The sequence below is a fragment of the Pantoea osteomyelitidis genome, assembly GCF_044342975.1.
Lineage (GTDB): Bacteria > Pseudomonadota > Gammaproteobacteria > Enterobacterales > Enterobacteriaceae > Pantoea > Pantoea osteomyelitidis.
In genome coordinates, this window is sequence record NZ_JBGFSN010000002.1 from 25,349 (window position 1) to 42,399 (window position 17,051).

20 protein-coding genes and 1 other RNA gene are annotated in these 17,051 nt (G+C 55.1%); 7 read left to right on the plus strand and 14 right to left on the minus strand.

From position 1 onward, the window contains the following. Positions 1-15 precede the first annotated feature (15 nt). Positions 16-861 carry an ABC transporter permease gene (locus ABU178_RS01230; protein ID WP_397211562.1) on the plus strand — a complete coding sequence of 282 codons (846 nt, stop codon included), beginning with the start codon at positions 16-18 and terminating at the stop codon, positions 859-861. Continuing rightward, positions 861-1,646, plus strand: coding sequence for an ABC transporter ATP-binding protein (locus ABU178_RS01235; protein WP_397211564.1), 786 nt, complete (start codon positions 861-863; stop codon positions 1,644-1,646). The genes ABU178_RS01230 and ABU178_RS01235 overlap by 1 nt, the downstream gene beginning before the upstream one ends. Here the strand turns inward: ABU178_RS01235 and ABU178_RS01240 are convergent. The 6 genes from ABU178_RS01240 to ABU178_RS01265 form a co-directional block, all read right to left on the minus strand. Continuing rightward, entirely contained in the window at positions 1,600-2,100 is a 501-nt protein-coding gene (locus tag ABU178_RS01240) for a GNAT family N-acetyltransferase (RefSeq protein ID WP_397211190.1), read from the minus strand. The two genes, ABU178_RS01235 and ABU178_RS01240, sit on opposite strands and share 47 nt — an antisense overlap. A 113-nt stretch (positions 2,101-2,213) precedes the next feature. Next, positions 2,214-2,891 (minus strand): ABC transporter ATP-binding protein, encoded by a 678-nt coding sequence (locus ABU178_RS01245; protein WP_397211192.1) that lies wholly within the window; start codon positions 2,889-2,891, stop codon positions 2,214-2,216. Then, the gene (locus ABU178_RS01250; RefSeq protein WP_397211194.1) at positions 2,884-3,717 is read right to left on the minus strand and encodes an ABC transporter ATP-binding protein; all 834 of its coding nucleotides are present in this window, start codon (positions 3,715-3,717) and stop codon (positions 2,884-2,886) included. The genes ABU178_RS01245 and ABU178_RS01250 overlap by 8 nt, the downstream gene beginning before the upstream one ends. Then, positions 3,707-4,564, minus strand: coding sequence for an ABC transporter permease (locus ABU178_RS01255; protein ID WP_397211196.1), 858 nt, complete (start codon positions 4,562-4,564; stop codon positions 3,707-3,709). The genes ABU178_RS01250 and ABU178_RS01255 overlap by 11 nt, the downstream gene beginning before the upstream one ends. After that, positions 4,561-5,613 carry an ABC transporter permease gene (locus tag ABU178_RS01260; protein ID WP_397211198.1) on the minus strand — a complete coding sequence of 351 codons (1,053 nt, stop codon included), beginning with the start codon at positions 5,611-5,613 and terminating at the stop codon, positions 4,561-4,563. Before ABU178_RS01260 ends, ABU178_RS01255 begins: the two co-directional genes overlap by 4 nt. Continuing rightward, positions 5,613-7,181: an ABC transporter substrate-binding protein gene (locus ABU178_RS01265; RefSeq protein ID WP_397211200.1), complete on the minus strand. Its 1,569-nt coding sequence runs from the start codon at positions 7,179-7,181 to the stop codon at positions 5,613-5,615. The genes ABU178_RS01260 and ABU178_RS01265 overlap by 1 nt, the downstream gene beginning before the upstream one ends. 312 nt (positions 7,182-7,493) lie before the next feature. On the opposite strand from ABU178_RS01265, the gene ABU178_RS01270 reads away from it, so the two are divergent. After that, complete coding sequence (locus tag ABU178_RS01270; protein ID WP_397211202.1) at positions 7,494-7,691, plus strand: hypothetical protein; 198 nt, start codon at positions 7,494-7,496, stop codon at positions 7,689-7,691. A gap of 1 nt (position 7,692) precedes the next feature. Further along, complete coding sequence (locus tag ABU178_RS01275; protein ID WP_397211204.1) at positions 7,693-8,454, plus strand: hypothetical protein; 762 nt, start codon at positions 7,693-7,695, stop codon at positions 8,452-8,454. A 248-nt stretch (positions 8,455-8,702) separates the two neighbouring features. Here ABU178_RS01275 and ABU178_RS01280 read toward each other — a convergent pair whose 3' ends face one another. From ABU178_RS01280 to smpB, 4 genes are all read right to left on the minus strand, one after another. Further along, a complete protein-coding gene (locus ABU178_RS01280; protein WP_397211206.1) occupies positions 8,703-9,593 on the minus strand; it encodes an ROK family protein in 891 nt (296 codons plus the stop codon). Between the two features lie 311 nt (positions 9,594-9,904). Next, a complete protein-coding gene (locus ABU178_RS01285) occupies positions 9,905-10,261 on the minus strand; it encodes a hypothetical protein (RefSeq protein WP_397211208.1) in 357 nt (118 codons plus the stop codon). 244 nt (positions 10,262-10,505) lie between these two features. Continuing rightward, positions 10,506-10,870: a transfer-messenger RNA gene (gene ssrA, locus ABU178_RS01290) on the minus strand. Between the two features lie 44 nt (positions 10,871-10,914). Continuing rightward, on the minus strand, positions 10,915-11,397 hold the full coding sequence (gene smpB, locus ABU178_RS01295; RefSeq protein ID WP_397211210.1) for an SsrA-binding protein SmpB: 483 nt from the start codon (positions 11,395-11,397) through the stop codon (positions 10,915-10,917). A 159-nt stretch (positions 11,398-11,556) separates the two neighbouring features. Between smpB and ABU178_RS01300 the strand changes: the two genes are divergently transcribed. Then, positions 11,557-11,991 carry a type II toxin-antitoxin system RatA family toxin gene (locus ABU178_RS01300; RefSeq protein ID WP_397211212.1) on the plus strand — a complete coding sequence of 145 codons (435 nt, stop codon included), beginning with the start codon at positions 11,557-11,559 and terminating at the stop codon, positions 11,989-11,991. Further along, positions 11,984-12,274, plus strand: a complete 291-nt coding sequence (locus tag ABU178_RS01305; protein WP_397211214.1) for an RnfH family protein — start codon at positions 11,984-11,986, stop codon at positions 12,272-12,274. The genes ABU178_RS01300 and ABU178_RS01305 overlap by 8 nt, the downstream gene beginning before the upstream one ends. A gap of 67 nt (positions 12,275-12,341) precedes the next feature. On the opposite strand, the gene bamE is transcribed toward ABU178_RS01305, so the two are convergent. From bamE to nadK, 3 genes are all read right to left on the minus strand, one after another. Further along, complete coding sequence (bamE, locus tag ABU178_RS01310; RefSeq protein WP_397211216.1) at positions 12,342-12,689, minus strand: outer membrane protein assembly factor BamE; 348 nt, start codon at positions 12,687-12,689, stop codon at positions 12,342-12,344. 188 nt (positions 12,690-12,877) lie between these two features. After that, positions 12,878-14,539: a DNA repair protein RecN gene (recN, locus tag ABU178_RS01315; protein ID WP_397211218.1), complete on the minus strand. Its 1,662-nt coding sequence runs from the start codon at positions 14,537-14,539 to the stop codon at positions 12,878-12,880. Positions 14,540-14,623: 84 nt separating this feature from the next. Further along, positions 14,624-15,502 (minus strand): NAD(+) kinase, encoded by an 879-nt coding sequence (gene nadK / locus ABU178_RS01320; protein WP_397211219.1) that lies wholly within the window; start codon positions 15,500-15,502, stop codon positions 14,624-14,626. A 122-nt stretch (positions 15,503-15,624) separates the two neighbouring features. Here nadK and grpE point away from each other — a divergent pair, with 122 nt between their 5' ends. Continuing rightward, a complete protein-coding gene (gene grpE / locus ABU178_RS01325) occupies positions 15,625-16,206 on the plus strand; it encodes a nucleotide exchange factor GrpE (RefSeq protein WP_397211221.1) in 582 nt (193 codons plus the stop codon). 66 nt (positions 16,207-16,272) lie between these two features. Here grpE and ung read toward each other — a convergent pair whose 3' ends face one another. Further along, positions 16,273-16,959 carry a uracil-DNA glycosylase gene (ung, locus tag ABU178_RS01330; protein ID WP_397211223.1) on the minus strand — a complete coding sequence of 229 codons (687 nt, stop codon included), beginning with the start codon at positions 16,957-16,959 and terminating at the stop codon, positions 16,273-16,275. Positions 16,960-17,051: the final 92 nt, after the last annotated feature.

A 17,051-nucleotide genomic window follows, 5' to 3' on the forward strand; every position in this document is an offset into this window, starting at 1 on the left:
GAGGGCGCAATGGAAATGAGTAAAAGCCAACCCACATCACCCCCGAAGGCGCTGCCTGACGCGCCGGTACGCTGGCATAATCCGCTGATGGTGCCGCTGAAAAGCGTCTCTACCGGCTTGCGTATCGGCCTCGGCGTCGCTTTCTTTGTGCTGTTTGTGGCGGTATGGGCAGTGGTCACGCTGGGCGGCATGGTGTCGCCCACTTTCCTCGCCGATCCCGTCACCATGGTCAAAGAGGGGATGCTGCTGTTCAGCGATTACAACTTCGCTAACGATATCGGCATGACGGTGATGCGCGTGCTGTCGGGCTTTGTGCTGGCGGCGATCATCGGCGTGCCGCTCGGCATTATGATGGGCGCTTACAAAATGTGGGAGGCGTTTCTGGAACCTTTCGTCTCCTTCTGTCGCTATCTGCCCGCCTCGGCCTTTGTGCCGCTGCTGATCCTCTGGGCAGGCATCGGAGAGATGCAGAAGATCCTGGTGATCTTTATCGGCTCCTTTTTCCAGATCGTGCTGATGGTTGCCGTCACGGTCAGCAGCGCGCGGCGCGATCTGGTGGAGGCAGCCTATACGCTCGGCTGCAGCAATCGTTCCATCGTGCGGCGCGTACTGATCCCCGGCGCGGCGCCGGGGATCGCCGAGCTGCTGCGTCTGGTGCTCGGCTGGGCCTGGACCTATGTCATCGTGGCGGAGCTGATCGGTTCTGAAAGCGGCATCGGCCATATGATTGTGGACAGCCAGGCGCTGCTGAATACCGGGCAGATTATCTTCGGCATCATCGTGATCGGCTGTATCGGCCTGATTTCCGATTTTTTGTTCAAAGTCGCCAACCGGCGTCTGTTCGCATGGAGCAACCTGTAATGCAGCAGAGCAAACTCAATGTGCGCGGCGTGGAGCGCGTCTTTACCGGGCCGAAAGGCGAGCAGACCCAGGCGCTGCAACCGATTCACTATCAGGTTGAGGAGAACGATTTTATCACTATCCTCGGTCCCTCCGGCTGCGGCAAATCGACGCTGCTGCGCATTATCGCCGGCCTCGACGCGCCAACTCGCGGCGAGGTATGGCTGGACGGCGCGCCGGTTGACGGGCCGGGCGCCGACCGCGGCATGGTATTCCAGAGCTACACGCTGTTTCCCTGGCTGACGATAGAGGAGAATATTCGCTTTGGCCTGCGCGAACGCGGTATCAGCGCGGCGCAGCAGAAAGAGCGCAGCGATTACTATATTCAGCAGGTAGGGCTGCGCGGTTTTGAACAGCACTATCCGCGCCAGCTTTCCGGCGGCATGCAGCAGCGCACCGCCATTGCCCGCGCGCTGGCTAACGATCCCAAAGTGCTGCTGATGGATGAACCTTTCGGCGCGCTGGATAACCAGACGCGGGTGATGATGCAGGAGCTGTTGCTGTCGGTGTGGGAGCAGTCGCGCAAAACCGTGCTGTTTGTCACCCATGATATTGATGAAGCGATTTTCATGGCCAACAAGGTGGCGATATTCAGCGCCCGGCCGGGGCGCATCAAGCAGGAGGTGCCGGTCAGCTTCAACCTGCATCGCGACTACACCATCAAAACCTCGCCGGAATTTATGGCACTGAAGGCGGAAATCACCGAATCGATTCGCAGCGAGACGCTGCTGACAATGGCGCACTAAGCCGCAGGTTTTTTGCCATATAGACGCCAAGCGGATCGTTGCCGTAGGGCGGAAAGGGGGCGCAGCGCTGATAGCCAAGGCGCTGGTAGAGCCGGATAGCGCTGTGGTGATGCACGCCGGTTTCAAGGCGCAGCAGGGTGATTTCCGCCTGCTGCGCCTGTTGCTCAATGGCAGCGATCAGCTGTTCCGCCAGCCCCTGCCCGCGATATTCCGGCGCGACGAACATCCGCTTCAGCTCGCCGCAGTTCTGCGGCTGGAGCAGCAACGACACACAGCCTGCCGCACGCCCCTGCGCATCGCGCGCCATCAGTAAAATCAGCTCATCATCCTGTAACGCCGCGAGATCGGTGCAGTATTGGCTTTCAACCGGATAAAGGGCATTTTGCCAGCTATCCAGCGCCTCGATCAACGTGGCGGCGCAGGGAGAAAAGGGTTCGGGTTGAATCGAAAACACAGCGGCCTCGGTAAGTAATGAAAGAAACCATTAACTTACTGAAGCGAAACGGCATTGAAAACCTGTTTTTTGCTTTCGCCGGTGCGCAGCGAGCGCGCACCGGCGTTGCGGGGTTACGCCTGTCGCTGCTCCACAATGCGGCCCTGAGCCATACGCACCGCCCGATCGCACATATGATCGATAACGTCGGGATCGTGGCTCACCAGCACCATGGTTAAACCATCCTCGCGCTTGAGATCGTTCAGCAGGTTAAGGATCTCTGCCTGTACCGACATATCGAGCGCCGAGGTCGGCTCGTCCAGCAGCAGGATCTTTGGCCGCAGCAGCAGGGCGCGTACAATAGCGACGCGCTGGCGCTGACCGCCGGAGAGCTGGTGGGGATAACGATCCGCCATTGTGGGATCCAGCCCGACATGACGAAACGCCTCATCAATACGCCGATCGATATCCGTTTCCTTCAGCAGTTTCAGCGGCTCCGCCAGCGTGCGGCGCAGGCGGTGACGCGGATGCAGCGAGGCGTAGGGATCCTGAAACACCATTTGCACATCGCGGCGCAGTGGGCCGGTGAAGGGTTTGCCCGGCGCGACACGGGTACCGGCCAGCGTCATGTTGCCCTGCCAGTGTGGATTCAGCCCGGCCATCACCCACAGCAGCGACGATTTACCGCAGCCGGAAGGCCCCACCAGACCAAAGCACTCCCCGGCTCCGACGCTCAGCGAGACATCATGCACCACGGTACGCAGCTCATAGCCCTGTTTATGGGCGACATTAAGTTTGCTTAATTCAATCACGCGTCCCCTCCAGCGCGGCACGATCCAGTACCGGCAACGGCTCACCGTGCGTGGCCTTGCTGGGACGGCAGGCCCAGAGCGTACGCGTATAAGGGTGAGTGGCACGCGGCAGCTCGGCGGCAGGCAGCGTATCAAGCAGACGACCTTTGTACATCACCATCACGCGTTCGCAGTGCTCGGCCACCTGTTGCAGATCGTGGCTGATCAGCAGCAGGCCCATGTTGCGCGCCTCCACCAGATGACGGATCAGTGCCAGTACCTGATCGCGCATGGCGTGATCGAGGGCGGAGGTTGGCTCATCGGCTATCAGGAAATCGGGATCGGTAATCAGGGCGATAGCCAGCATCACGCGCTGACCCATACCGCCAGAGAGCTGATGAGGATAGCGCTTCATCAGCTGCTTTGGATCGGGCAGGCCCACGGCATCAAGCATCTCGCATACTTTTTCCCGCCGCTCGGCGCGGCTCAGCTTGCGGTGCAGAATCAGCGGTTCCTCCACCTGCCAGCCAATGGTACGGGTAGGGTTCAGGGCATATTTCGGATCCTGCATCACCATCGCCACGCGATTGCCGCGCAGCTGACTCCAGGCGCGTTCAGGCATTGAGAGCGCATTCTGGCCCGCCACCTGTAAGCGGTTTGCCTGTAAATGCAGCGCGGGCGAGAGCAGGCCCATCAGCGAGCGGGCGGTAAGAGATTTGCCGGAACCGGACTCGCCCACCAGCGCCACGCGCTGGCGGTCGATAGAGAAGCTGATGCTATCCACCAGCAGCGCATCATCGCTGCGGATGCTCAGGGCATCGGCAAGAAGCAGAGGACTATTTTGCATGTCGGGTATCCAGTCGATCGCGCAGGCCGTCGCCTGTGAGGTTAAACGCCAGGCTGGCAAAAAGAATCGCGCCGCCGGGCGCGGCGGCGACCCACCACTGGTCGAATATCACCTTGCTGCCTTCCGCCACCATGGATCCCCATTCAGCGGTGGGGGGTTGTACCCCCATGCCGAGAAAGCCGAGGCCGGCGGCGGAGAGAATAATACCGCCGAGGCTGAGTGCGGCGCGCACCACGGCGGTCGGCATACAGAGCGGCAGAATATGACCAAACATCAGGCGCAGCCCGGTGATGCCCTGCATACGCGCGGCGGCCAGATAGTCGCTGCGGCGCAGCGCCAGGGTTTCCGCCCGCGCCTGACGGGCAAACGGCGGCCAGCTGGTGAGCGCCAGCGCCAGCGCGCCGTTCAGCAGTCCTGGACCGAGGATCGCCACCAGCGCCAGCGCAATCACCAGATTGGGCAGCGAAAGAAAGATGTCGGTGATACGCATCAGCACGCGTTCGGTCCAGCCGCCGAGATAGCCCGCCGCGATGCCGATCAGCAGCCCCACCGGGATGGTCAGAATCAGGATCAGCGACACCAGCAGCAACGTCGGGCGCGCGCCGTAGATCACGCGCGACAGCAGATCGCGACCAAAGCCGTCGGTGCCGAACCAGTGCAGCGCTGACGGCGGCAGCAGGCGGCTCGACATGGTCTGTGCATTGGGATCCCACGGGGCCAGCAGCGGAGCAAACAGCGCCAACACGATCAGGATTCCAACCAGCGTCAGGCCCACCGCCAGCGAGGTGACGCGACGACGACGACGGCGCGGCTGTACGGTTTCGAGTTCAGAAAGATGTTGCGTCATCGGGTTCTCGGATCGGTTAACCAGGTTAAGGCATCCGCCACCGCATTCAGCAGAATGAAGCAGCCGCCAATCAGCAGCGTGGCGCCAAGAATGGCGGGCACGTCGGCAGAGAAGAGCGCGTTGGTCATGTAGCGTCCCACGCCCGGCCAGGCAAACACGGTTTCCGTCAGCACCGAGCCTTCCAGCAGCGTGGCGTAGGAGAGGGCGATAACGGTAATCAGCGTGCCAAGCACGTTGGGGAAGATATGACGCAGCAGGATGCGGCCACGACCTGCGCCTTTGGCGCGCGCCAGGGTGACATACTCTTTGCTGCTCTCTTCCAGCAGCGCGGCGCGCAGCAGACGGGTAATGCCCGCCATCGCCAGCAGGCCCAGGATCAACACCGGCAACCAAAGGTGGGCGATGGCGTTGCGGAACATCTCAGGATCGCCCGACAGCCAGCTGTCGATCAGCACAAAGCCGGTTTTCGGCTCCATGGTATAGATCCAGATATCATCCAGCCGCCCCGGCCCGGCGGACCAGTGCAGCACGGCATAAAACAGCAGCAGCCCGAGCAGACCTAACCAGAACACCGGCACTGAATAGCCGAGCAGGGAGATCAGGCGCGCCAGATTATCGACAATGCTGCCCGGCTTCCAGGCCGCCAGTAATGCCAGCGTCACGCCGAACAGCGCGGCGAAAATCATGGCGCAGCTTGCCAGCTCGATGGTGGCGGGGAAGGTACGCATCAGATCGCCGCTCACCGGCTGATTGGTCAGGCGCGAAACGCCGAGATCGCCACGCGCCAGATGCTCTATGTAGTGCCAGAACTGCATGATTACCGGCTGGTCGAGGCCGAGATCGTGGCGCACCTGCGCATAGGTCGCCGCACTGGCGTGATCGCCGGCGATCTGCTGCACCGGATCCACCGGCGAAAGGTGCGACAGCATAAAGGTAAACGCCAGCAGGCCGAGCAGCGTGATCAGCAGCGAAAGCAGGCTGGTCGCCAGTCGCCCGGCGCGACGCCAGAATTGCCGGGCAAGCCCGGCATCAGTGGCAGTAGCCGCCATTATTTTGTGACCTGCGCGTAATAGACCATGTCCGGGTTAATCCCCTGCACGTAGCCTTGCAGATTGTCGCGCAGGGCGATCAGGTTACGCGCCTGCAAACCAATCACGTACGGCGAGCTTTTCAGGATTTCGCGCTGCAGATTCTGATACATCTCTACGCGTTTTTTACTGTCGCTCTCGGCGGTGGCCGCCAGCACCTGCTTGTTCAGCTCCGGCGTATGCCAGTTGGAGCGCCAGGCCAGAGTGGTGTTGCCGTTTTCCGGGTTGTAGGCAAAGGTGGAGGCGTTGGTGTTGGGATCGAAATAGTCTGCGCCCCAGGCGTTCAGATGCGCCTGATATTTATGCGACTTCACGTTAGCGGAGATTTCCGAGCTGAGGCCAGGAATCAGATCCACCTTGACGCCGCCTTTGGCGAAGCTCGCCTGCAATGCCTGCGCAATATCGAGGTAGGGCGGCTGATTGCTGGTGGAAAGGGTAAAGTGAACGTTTTCCAGACCGGCCTGTTTCAGAATCGCTTTCGCTTTTTCCGGATCGTACTGGTAAGGGGTTTCGTCCAGCGCGCCGAGGAAGCCTTTCGGCAGGAAGGTCTGATGAACATCAAACTGGCCCTTCAGCAGATCGTTCGCAATGCCTTTATAGTCGAACAGATAACGTGATGCTTCCCACAGCGCCGGGTTTTTCAGCACAGGATTGGCATCGACATTGAACTGCATATAGTAGAGCGAAGCCATCGGGATCGCTTCGGTCTTGACGCCCGCCTTGCCTTTCAGCGCGGCGATCTGGTCCGCACCAAGGTTGCGTGCGATATCGGCATCGCCCTGCTCCAGCAGCAGACGACGCGCCGCCGGTTCCGGAACGTTTTTGATCAGAATATTTTTCAGCTTCGGTGCGCCGCCCGGCGAGGTGGGGTTCGCGCTCAGCAGCACGACCTCATGCAGCACCACTTTACGGATCTGGTACGGACCGCTGCCGGCGGAATGGGTCGTCAGCCACTGGTTGCCCAGATCGCCTTTCTGTTCATGCGCCATCACCGTTTTTTCATCGAGAATCGAGGAGACGGGGGCAGAGAGCAGGCTGAGTACAAAGGTCGGGCTGAGATCGGCGCTCCAGCCGATCTGCACATGATTGTCATCAACCTTTTTCATAAAGGTATCGACATTATCTTTATTCCAGCCCAGCTGGGTCAGGATAAAGGAGGGATCCAGGTTCAGCTTCACCACGCGTCCCAGTGAGAAAATCACATCTTCCGGGCGCAGCGGGTTGCCGGAGGCAAACTTCGCATCCTTACGCAGCTCGAAAATCAGGCTGCGGTTATCGCTACCGGCGCGCCATGAGGTCGCCAGCGTCGGCTTGAGATCCACCGGATTTTGCGGATCGGACTGGACCAGACGCTGATAAATATTGGTAAAGGCCTGCATTGTGGTCAGCTCGAAACCTTTCGCCGGATCGAAACTGTCTGCGTCATCGGTAGACTGGGCTATCACCAGCGTATCTTTCGGCGTGGCGGCATGAAGAGAGAACGCCGCTGCCAGCGATAGAGCCAGCAGGGAGGGAATTATTTTTTTCATGGAATTTCCTTGCCTTAAATAGTGGTGCGAGTTTACGGAAGGCCTTTAATTAAGAATAGTCGAATTCCGGCTATGCATATGCTCAAAAGATATAAGCATCCGATTACGGTTATAAGGCTGTTAATCGCAGGGCTGGCCTTAGCAAATTATTAACGGTTTACCTGAAGTTTGTCGCGAACTGCGACGACATTATGGGCAGTTTTATGTTTATTGATTGAAATCTGTTCAGAATAATGCTGAAAACCAGGCTTAATATGCATTCCTGGCCCAAACTTTTCTCCTCTCAGCCACACTTAGAGCAGGAGGACGCTTATGTTCAAAATCATTCATTCTCTTTTTGCCAGCCCGGAAAGATTTTTAAATATCATCAGTCATGGCGATATTCAGGACGCCATTGCCGACGGCGATCGCATCATTATTGATGAAGATGGCAATGCCATGGTGAATACGCATAATCAGGCCGTGCAGGAGGATTTTGCCCGCCACGTTGCGGCACTGAGGAGGGCATAACATGGCAACCGCCATCTTTATGGTTCTGATGGTTTGCGGGTACTGGTATGCCAGCCGTGACCTTTCCACGCGCTTAAAATTCAAACGCACCTTTGGCTGGGACGTTTACTTTCTGGTGGCGCTCTACGGCTGTATTTTTGTTCTTCAGGGACTTATTGCCACCGGCTTGCTCTGGAGCCTGCTGCTGCTTATCTCCACGATCCTGAACCATACCCCGTTGGGCGACGGCCACTATCATAACTATCAAATAGATTTTATGACCGGTAGCTTTCTTGGCGTGCAGGGACCGGTGATGACGATGCTGAGCTTTACCATTCTGATCTGTCTTTACCGTTCCAACTGGGCGAAAAGCGCACGGCTGGGCAGCGCTGAACGCCGCGAGCTGTATAAATATTTGACGCGCGCCAACGGTGTGGAAGGCATTCTTTATGAATGTATGGAAGAGGGTGAGCTGGCGTGGGTAACGCTAAAGTCACAGCGTATTTATATCGGCATGATCCAGACCGCCAGCTTCGACAGCGGCAACACCAGTAACATCGTGCTGATTCCGATGCTGAGCGGCTACCGCGATGAAAGCACCCTGGATCTGCATGTGGAGCATAATTACAGCGCCTGGTATCACGATCACAACATCTCGCTGAGCTCGGATGAGGTAAATGCGCTCGCCTTTCGCAAGGTGATCATGCTCGATCAGATCGAAAGCCTGTCGCTGTTCGATCCGGCCAGCGAGATGGCAATGCCGCTGAGCCGGGAGAAGCAGTAACGCCACGGGCTTTTGCTACGCTTACTTTTTTATCTGATAGAGCCGTTATGCATCGCAGGGCGTGTATCGGTACGGGCAACGCCATATTAGCCCTGACGTTAATGTCGTCCTCTTCCCGCGCGGAAAGACCGCTGTTTAGCCAAAGCGGAAGGGGGCAGACATTCTTAAACTGGCGGCGATGCCAAAAGATACCGTTGATGTTCTGCCTTGCCCCAATGACGGCAGCGGCAAAATAATTGCAGAATGACTCAACGCTTTTCGTCGTGTTGAGGGTTCTGCTGTAAAAAATGGTAAGCTGCGCCCAGCATACCCGAATCATTACCGTACGTGGCCGTATCTAAATCAATATCTAAGCCGAACCATTCCAGATGGAATTTAATCTCTTCCAGGAATTTTTCCCGCGCGGTAATTCCGCCGCCAAAGAAAATACATTCCGGGTCAAAAATATGCGCCAGGTTATAAATGGCTGCGCAGATATCCTGATAAAAGGTTATAACCAGTCGGCTGCAGACAGGATCGCCGTTATCGTATTTTGCGAAAACATCTTCGCCGGTTATTTCTTCTTCAGGAATTCCGCTTTGCAGACTGTAATATTCTCTTAAAGAACTCATGGTGCAGGTTCTGTCCATGGTGTAATGACTGATGCTGTCGCTGGCGGGACGAGAAGTTAACAGGCGACCAAATTCTCCGGCGCTGTAATTTTTACCATGAACCAGCGCATTATTACAGAAAACCGCGCCGCCTACGCCTGTACCAATAGTGATCATTAAAAAGTCAGCCATATTTTTTGCTTTGCCGAGCCAGCGTTCAGCCAGTAAAGCGCAATGGGCGTCATTTTCTACCGTGACGGGAAGCGAAGCGCGTTCTGTGAGCCACCCGACAATATTGAATTGATCAAAATCTCTTACCGTCCCGCCCATGGAAATCGAGCCATTGCCGGGATCGACATGGCCGGGAACACTGATGGCAATGCCTTCGCACTCGGGATTGTCATTAATCCATTGAAGAATTTTATCTAATATTTCTGAGCCTGAGCTTTGTAGAACTTCAGACTTCTCTTTTTTCAGGATTTCGCCTTGATCGGTGATAACCCCCATTTTTAACGATGTGCCGCCAATATCGAAAGCTGCCAGCTTCATGTGATTACCCTTGATGGTTTGAACGTAAGGTTTGAGTATAGTCGGCGGGTGTTTATAGGGGTTTTTGTTGTGAAAAATAAATTCCAGCCAGTCAACAGGATAGATATTTGTGAAGTTTAATGAGTTAAAGAATATTAAGATAAAGAAAGGTAAAGAAATGGTCGTGTAATTAATAGAGCAGAGGAAATAAAGATTTTAAGTGCAGGCAGATTACAAGTGATGGATGCCTTTCTTTTATTGTCAGTGAGTTTTTACTTTGATCATAAAATAAAAAAGGCCGCGATTGCGGCCTTTTTTATAAAGATGACGAATTACTCAGTGACTTTCTTTTTCAAAGTAGCTGCACCTTCTTTCGTCTTATTCCAGCCTTTCTCAGTACCTTCTTTGGTTGCATCCCAACCTTTTTCAGTACCTTCTTTGGTTTTGTGCCAGGTCTTTTGCGTGCCTTCGCTGGCTTTACTGCTCAGGTTGTTGCTTTTCCCTTCAGCGGCGTGTTTGGATTTGAGTTTCATTTCCTCGCCCTGGTTTTGTGCCTGATGCAGTTTTTCCTTTGCAGTGTTCGCTCCTTCATGCGCCGTGGCAACGGTATCGTCTGTTGCGTGTGTGGTTGCGGCAAAAACCGGAGATGCCAGCAGAAGTGCAGATAATGCCATCACTGTTTTTTTCATAATATCCTCGTCAAACCTTATCAGTGCTATGAACTTAGTTTAAGCATGGCACGGCCTGGAGCATGCTGCCTTAGGAATAAACCGTAAATGGAGGGTTGGGGTTTGTAGGGAATGGGGATTTGTCTTGCAGCATGTGGCTCTTCTGAACGCGGATGGGGGAAGACACAAAAAAGCCCGCAGGGCTTGTGCCGTGCGGGCTTCCAGGACTTCTGCGGATGGCACTGGAACCATCTTTGAAGAATTTTGGTGGAGCTGGCGGGAGTTGAACCCGCGTCCGAAATTCCTACATCCTCGGTACTACATGCTTAGTCCAGTCTTTACATTCGCTGGCCAGCTGCGGACGGACACGCCACTGACAAACTAGCCTGATTAGTTTTAACGCTTCAACCCCAGGCAGGGCATCCACGCGATCTCTTTTGGGTTTGACCTCTCTTGATCCCCGTCCTAAGAGCGGAGGCTAGGGAGAGAGGGCTCTTAGCAGGTTATTAAGCTGCTAAAGCGTAGTTTTCGTCGTTTGCGACTATTTTTTTGCGGCTTTTTAACGAGGCCTACCGCACCTCGGCATGCACCTTGGGTTTCGCGAATCCCGTCGAATCCAGAATCAGCCCCAAGAACGATCAAGCATAACAAAAAACAATAAATGAATCCAGCGTTTAACGACCGGCTTTCTTCATGATGCGCGCTTTATCAACCTGCCATTCGCGCTCTTTAATGTCAGCGCGCTTGTCATGCTGCTTCTTACCTTGCGCAACGCCGATCTTGATCTTACACCAGGCGTTTTTCCAGTAGAGAGAAAGCGCCACGACGGTATAACCCTCACGATTTACGCGGCCATAGAGCGAATCGAGTTCGCGCTGGTTAAGCAGCAGTTTGCGGTTACGCGTGGGGTCGCACACCACATGGGAGGACGCCACCGCCAGCGGCTGAAACGTTGCGCCGAAAAGGTAAGCCTCACCATCACGAAGCAGGATATAACTGTCGCTGATATTGGCTTTGCCGGCACGGAGTGATTTGACTTCCCATCCTTGCAGCGCAAGCCCCGCTTCGAACTCTTCTTCAATGAAGTATTCATGACGGGCACGCTTGTTCTGAGCAATGGTGGCGGAACCGGGTTTGTGAGCTTTATTCTTTGTCATAGTACGGTTTATTTTACATCACTTGGGCGGTTATGGCATCCCCTGTCCAGCGGGACGATGAAAAACTCGCTATTCTAACACGCCTGTAAAGGTAAGGAATTTTAGTTTGATCGCTGAAAATGGTATCATTCAGCGGTTTTGTGACGAACAGGAACCATTATGGCCCAGATTAGTCGTTCTGCACTTGTCCCTTACAGTGCCGAACAGATGTACCAGCTCGTGAATGATGTGGATGCTTATCCTGAATTTTTACCAGGCTGTACCGGAAGCCGCGTGCTTGATGCTTCCGATAACCAGATGACCGCATCCGTCGACGTTTCTAAAGCCGGTATCAGCAAAACATTTACTACGCGTAATACCCTCACTGACAATCAGAGCATTCATATGCAGTTAGTGGATGGTCCGTTCCGTAAGCTGACGGGTGGCTGGAATTTCGTCTCCCTGGGAGATGACGCCTGCAAAGTTGAGCTGAGCCTTGAGTTTGAATTTACCAATATGCTGGTTGAGATGGCATTCGGACGCATCTTCAAGGAATTAGCTAACAGCATGGTGCAGGCCTTCAGCCAGCGCGCAAAAGAGGTTTATCGTGCCTGAGATTGTTGTTGAGGTCGTGTATGCGCTACCGGAAAAACAGTATCTGCGCAGCGTAAAGCTGGAAGAGGGTAGTACGGTTGAGCAGGCGATAAGAGCTTCAGGTTTGCTTGAGCTACGTCGCGACATCGATCTCGCCAGCAATAAAATCGGCATCTACAGCCGTCCGGTGAAATTAAACGACCCCCTCGCAGATGGCGACAGAGTGGAAATTTACCGGCCTTTGATTGCCGATCCCAAAGAGATGCGTCGTCAACGCGCTGAGCGCTCGGCCAGTAAAAAATAATCGCCACTTAGCTCACTGTAGAAAAACAAAAGGCGCCGTCCGGGCGCCTTTTATATGCAGCCTGAACTCAGCCCTGAGAACCGGATAAGTTCGCTTTGTTGTCGATATGGGTCAGCACGCCGTTGCTGTCAAACGTCAGGGTCAGCGTCTGCTGTTTTACACGCTCATGGCCCGGCTCTTCGCGGAAAACGTAGTACCAGACGTTGCTGCCAAAGGGATCACGCATCATTGGCGTGCCCAGCGTGTAAGCTACCTGTTGCTGCGTCATACCGGTATAGAGTTTCGACACATCACTGGCAACCAGATAATTTCCCTGATTGATATCCGGACGATAAACCACACGCTCAAGAGTGGAACATCCGGCGGTCATCATCAGCATTACCACTGCCGCAGCAGTCAGCGTTTTACAGCGCATCTATTACATTCCTTTTTTGGGGCCAAACGCCTGTTGGCAGGCTGTTTTTATGCCATCAAATTCTGAACTCTGCCTGCGGCAGGCTTTATTATTCAGGCGATATAAGTGCCGATGATAATAAACCTTTTCGCTATTTGAAACCTCTACAGAGCATGCATATGACCACAAAGCGGGAAAAAAGTGCGTTATCAGGCCGCTAAAAGTTCTTTGGCGTTGGCCAGCGTATTGCGCGTCACTTCGCTGCCGCCCAGCAGACGCGCCAGTTCCTGCAAGCGCGCCCGTTTGTCCAGCGGCTGCATATGTGTTTCAGTCATGGCGCCATCTGTCTCTTTACTGACGAAGAAGTGCTGATGGCCGCAGCCAGCAACCTGCGGCAGATGCGTAACGCACATAACCTGCGTTGATTCGCCCAGCTGGCGCAGCATTTTTCCTACCACCGCCGCGGTAGGTCCGCTGATACCCACATCCACTTCGTCGAAGATCATTGCCGGCGTTTCCATTTTTTGCGCCGTGATAACCTGAATCGCCAAAGCGATGCGCGACAGCTCGCCGCCCGACGCCACTTTGCCCAACGGCTGCAGCGGCTGGCCGGGGTTGGTGGTAACGCGGAAATCGATGCGGTTCGCGCCATCTGCCGTAAGCTGGTCAGGATTGAAAGCCACATCGATGGTGAGACGACCATGCGGCATGGAGAGGGTGCGCATGCTCTCCGTAATCAGCGTTTCCAGCTCGCGGGCGAAGTGCAGACGCTGCTGGTGCAGCTGTTCCGCCGTGCCGAGCGCCGCCAGATAGTGCAGGTTAACCTGCGCCTGCAAGCTTTCCAGATCGCTTTCATGCTGCGTCAGCTGTTCAGCTTCCGCCAGCAGTTGCTGATGCAGAGCGGGCAAGCCTTCCGGCGTGACGTGATGTTTACGGGCCAGCGCAATTTGGCGGGAAATGCGTTGCTCCAGCTCATACAGACGATTCGGATCCAGATCCAGTCGATCGCAGTAGTGGCGCAGCTCATCACTCGCTTCACTCAGTTGAATCGAGGCTTCTTCCAGCAGGTTGAACACGCCGCTGAGCTTATCATCCATAGAGATCAGTTCAGAGAGCATCTGGCGCGCGCTGTAGAGCAGGCTTTGCAGGTTGCTCTCGTCGCCATCGGCCAGAATCTGCAATGCCTGTTGGCTGGTGGAGAGCAGCTGTCCGCTGTTCGCCAGTCGTTTGTACTCTTCGTCGATCTGTTCATATTCGCCCGCCAGCGGGGCGAAGTCGTTCAGCTCTTTTAATTGGTATTGCAGCAGCTCGCGGCGCGCTTCACGCTCCTGGGTAAGCTGCTGATGTTGAGCAAGCGCACGGCAACTCTGATGCCACGCCTGATAACGATCGCGCATTAGCTGCGTCAAATCGTTCCTGCCGGCATAGGCGTCCAGAAGATGTTTTTGGTGATCGGCTTTCAGCAACAGCTGATGGGCGTGCTGGCCATGAATCTGAATCAGTAACTGGCCCAACTCGCGCAGCTGCGAGAGCGGGACCGCAGTGCCGTTGATAAAGCCGCGTGAACGACCATCAGCGCTGATAACCCGACGCAACAGGCACTCATTGCCTTCGTCCAGCTGGTTTTCTTCCAGCCAGCGTTGAGCGGAAGGAGAGGTTTTGAGCTGAAAGCGCGCGCAGATATCCGCGCGGCTGGCACCCTGACGCACCATATCGGCCTCGGCGCGGCCGCCCAGACAGAGGCCAAGCGCGTCAATAGCGATCGATTTACCTGCGCCGGTTTCGCCGGTAATCGCTGTCATACCGCGTTGAAAATCGATTTCCAGTTCGCGCACGATAGCAAAGTTACTGATTGTCAGTTGTGCCAGCATTTATTCACCTGTATGAAAAAACAGATATGGTTTTTCATACAGTATAAACTGGTTTTTTATCCAGTAAAGAGGCTGGATAGCTTTTCAGAATAATTTTTTGGACCAACTGAGCTTCGAGCTTAGCGTATTGAAGTAACTGTAATTTTTAGGATGGATCAGGTTCAAATGGTCCTGGCTACGCCGAATCAGCACATCTTCTCCTTCCTGAATTGGCAGGGCAATTTGACTGTCGCAGCTGATCTCCAGATCGCTACGGCGGGAGGAGAAACGCAGACGGATGGTGCTGCTGCTATTTATCACCAGCGGCCGCGCAGAGAGCGTATGCGGGAACATGGGAACCAGTACGATAGCATCCAGCGACGGGGTTAAAATCGGCCCGCCGGCAGAAAGCGAGTAGGCCGTTGAGCCGGTAGGCGTCGAGATAATCAGGCCGTCGGAGCGCTGCGAGAAAGCGAAAATCTCGTCAATATAGACTTCAAACTCGATCATATGCGCGACTTTGCCCGGATGCAGCACCACTTCGTTAATGGCGCTGCCGATGCGCGGCGAGCAGGTATCTTTACACACCTGCGCTTCCAGTAAAAAACGACTCTCCGCCAGGTATTCGCCTTGCAGTACATCATCCAGCTGCTGCTGCGCGTTATCGGGATCGAGATCGGTCAGAAAGCCGAGGTTGCCGCGGTTAATGCCAATCACTTTAATGTCATAACGCGCCAGAACACGCGCCGCTCCCAGCATATTGCCATCGCCGCCCACCACCACCGCCAAATCGGCGCGTTGACCAATTTCCGCCAGCGTGCCGGTTTCAACATGCTGCAGCGCCAGCTCATGGGCGATTTGTTGCTCTACAATCACTTCATAGCCTTTGGCGGTAAGCCAGCGGTAAAGCATCTCATGCGTGGTTAACGCAGTGGGATGACGTGGATGACCGACAATGCCAATGCAGTTAAAGTGTTTGTTCATTTAGCGGGTATTCCTCATAAGCCAAAATGGCCAGGCAATGTGATGGGTTCCCTTGAAACCGTCAAACCGATCCCCATAATAAGCGAACCAGCGAGATGAATGTGCAAAACGCGGAGAAATTCATGAGTAGTAAAGAACAGAACACCCCTAACGAGCAAGTCTCAGAAGAAATTCAACAGGAACAGCAGCAACATGATGATGCGGAGACCGTCGCTGAGGTGGATCCGCGCGATGAACGCATCGCCCAACTGGAGGCGGAGTTAGCCCAGGCGCAAACCGGCGTGCGCGATGCACAGCTGCGTGCTCAGGCAGAAATCGAAAACATCCGTCGCCGCAGTGAAATGGATGTGGAGAAGGCGCATAAATTTGCGCTGGAGAAGTTCGCCAACGAGCTGCTGCCGGTGATCGATAGCCTGGAGCGCGCGCTGGAAGTGGCTGACAAAGAGGATCCTCAGCTGGCCGCAATGATTGAAGGTATCGAGCTGACGCTGAAGTCGCTGCTGGGCGCCGTGCGTAAGTTTGGTGTCGATGTGGTCGGTGAGACGAACGTCCCGTTCAACCCGGAAATTCATCAGGCGATGTCGATGATGGAGTCTGAAGATGTTGCGCCGAACCACGTGATGATGGTTATGCAGCGCGGTTATACTCTGAACGGCCGTCTGCTGCGTCCTGCCATGGTTGCGGTGGCAAAAGCGAAAGGCTGATTGCCTTCAGGCGACACTTTTTTATGCAAACGGCCACGTGAAGACGTGGCCGTTTGCATATTGCCGTCAGGCGGGTTGCGGCAGGGTTGGCGTCCAGTCGATCGGCTTTTCTCCCGCCTTTTCTAAAATCGCATTGGTCTGCGCGAAGTGCTGACAGCCAAAAAAGCCGCGATGCGCGGAAAGTGGGGAAGGGTGCGGCGCCTGTAAGACGTGATGACGCTGGCGATCGATAATGCTGCCTTTCTTCTGCGCATGCGATCCCCAGAGCAGGAACACCACGCCTTCACGGTGCGTATTGATGGCCGAAATCACATTATCGGTAAAGGTTTCCCAGCCGAAGCGCGCATGAGAATGCGCTTTGCCTGCCTCCACGGTTAACACTGTATTCAGCAGCATTACCCCCTGTTTTGCCCAGCTTTCGAGGAAGCCGTGATCGGGGCGCTGAAAATCGGGAAATTCCTGCTCCAGCTCTTTATACATATTTTGCAGAGAAGGGGGCACCGGCACGCCAGGCAGCACTGAAAAAGCCAGACCATGCGCCTGTCTCGGTCCGTGATAGGGATCCTGTCCGAGTATTACCACCTTCACATCACTCAGTTCGGTTAAGCGAAACGCATTAAACACATCCTTTTGTGGCGGATAAACCGTGACGCCGGAGGCGCGTTCATCCGCAACCAGCTTCAGCGTTTCGATAAAGTAGGGTTTTTCTTTCTCTTCGGCCAGCACATCGTGCCAGGTTAGCTTATCAGCCATGCTCAACTCCCTGCGTTGGTAACCTGTCTAGCTTAGCGTTTCCTGCGACAGAGCAAAAATTTAAAAAATAGTTGAATAAATAAATAAAAGTT

What these genes read in the sequence shown, in the direction of transcription:
- ABU178_RS01275 (WP_397211204.1), top strand. Translation starts at nt 7,693, where the DNA reads ATGGCAACCGCCATCTTTATGGTTCTGATGGTTTGCGGGTACTGGTAT.
- ABU178_RS01270 (WP_397211202.1), top strand. Translation starts at nt 7,494, where the DNA reads ATGTTCAAAATCATTCATTCTCTTTTTGCCAGCCCGGAAAGATTTTTA.
- ABU178_RS01260 (WP_397211198.1), bottom strand. Translation starts at nt 5,613, where the DNA reads ATGGCGGCTACTGCCACTGATGCCGGGCTTGCCCGGCAATTCTGGCGT.
- bamE (WP_397211216.1), bottom strand. Translation starts at nt 12,689, where the DNA reads ATGCGCTGTAAAACGCTGACTGCTGCGGCAGTGGTAATGCTGATGATG.
- ung (WP_397211223.1), bottom strand. Translation starts at nt 16,959, where the DNA reads ATGGCTGATAAGCTAACCTGGCACGATGTGCTGGCCGAAGAGAAAGAA.
- recN (WP_397211218.1), bottom strand. Translation starts at nt 14,539, where the DNA reads ATGCTGGCACAACTGACAATCAGTAACTTTGCTATCGTGCGCGAACTG.
- ABU178_RS01230 (WP_397211562.1), top strand. Translation starts at nt 16, where the DNA reads ATGAGTAAAAGCCAACCCACATCACCCCCGAAGGCGCTGCCTGACGCG.
- ABU178_RS01255 (WP_397211196.1), bottom strand. Translation starts at nt 4,564, where the DNA reads ATGACGCAACATCTTTCTGAACTCGAAACCGTACAGCCGCGCCGTCGT.
- ABU178_RS01300 (WP_397211212.1), top strand. Translation starts at nt 11,557, where the DNA reads ATGGCCCAGATTAGTCGTTCTGCACTTGTCCCTTACAGTGCCGAACAG.
- ABU178_RS01235 (WP_397211564.1), top strand. Translation starts at nt 861, where the DNA reads ATGCAGCAGAGCAAACTCAATGTGCGCGGCGTGGAGCGCGTCTTTACC.
- grpE (WP_397211221.1), top strand. Translation starts at nt 15,625, where the DNA reads ATGAGTAGTAAAGAACAGAACACCCCTAACGAGCAAGTCTCAGAAGAA.
- ABU178_RS01285 (WP_397211208.1), bottom strand. Translation starts at nt 10,261, where the DNA reads ATGAAAAAAACAGTGATGGCATTATCTGCACTTCTGCTGGCATCTCCG.
- ABU178_RS01280 (WP_397211206.1), bottom strand. Translation starts at nt 9,593, where the DNA reads ATGAAGCTGGCAGCTTTCGATATTGGCGGCACATCGTTAAAAATGGGG.
- smpB (WP_397211210.1), bottom strand. Translation starts at nt 11,397, where the DNA reads ATGACAAAGAATAAAGCTCACAAACCCGGTTCCGCCACCATTGCTCAG.
- ABU178_RS01250 (WP_397211194.1), bottom strand. Translation starts at nt 3,717, where the DNA reads ATGCAAAATAGTCCTCTGCTTCTTGCCGATGCCCTGAGCATCCGCAGC.
- nadK (WP_397211219.1), bottom strand. Translation starts at nt 15,502, where the DNA reads ATGAACAAACACTTTAACTGCATTGGCATTGTCGGTCATCCACGTCAT.
- ABU178_RS01265 (WP_397211200.1), bottom strand. Translation starts at nt 7,181, where the DNA reads ATGAAAAAAATAATTCCCTCCCTGCTGGCTCTATCGCTGGCAGCGGCG.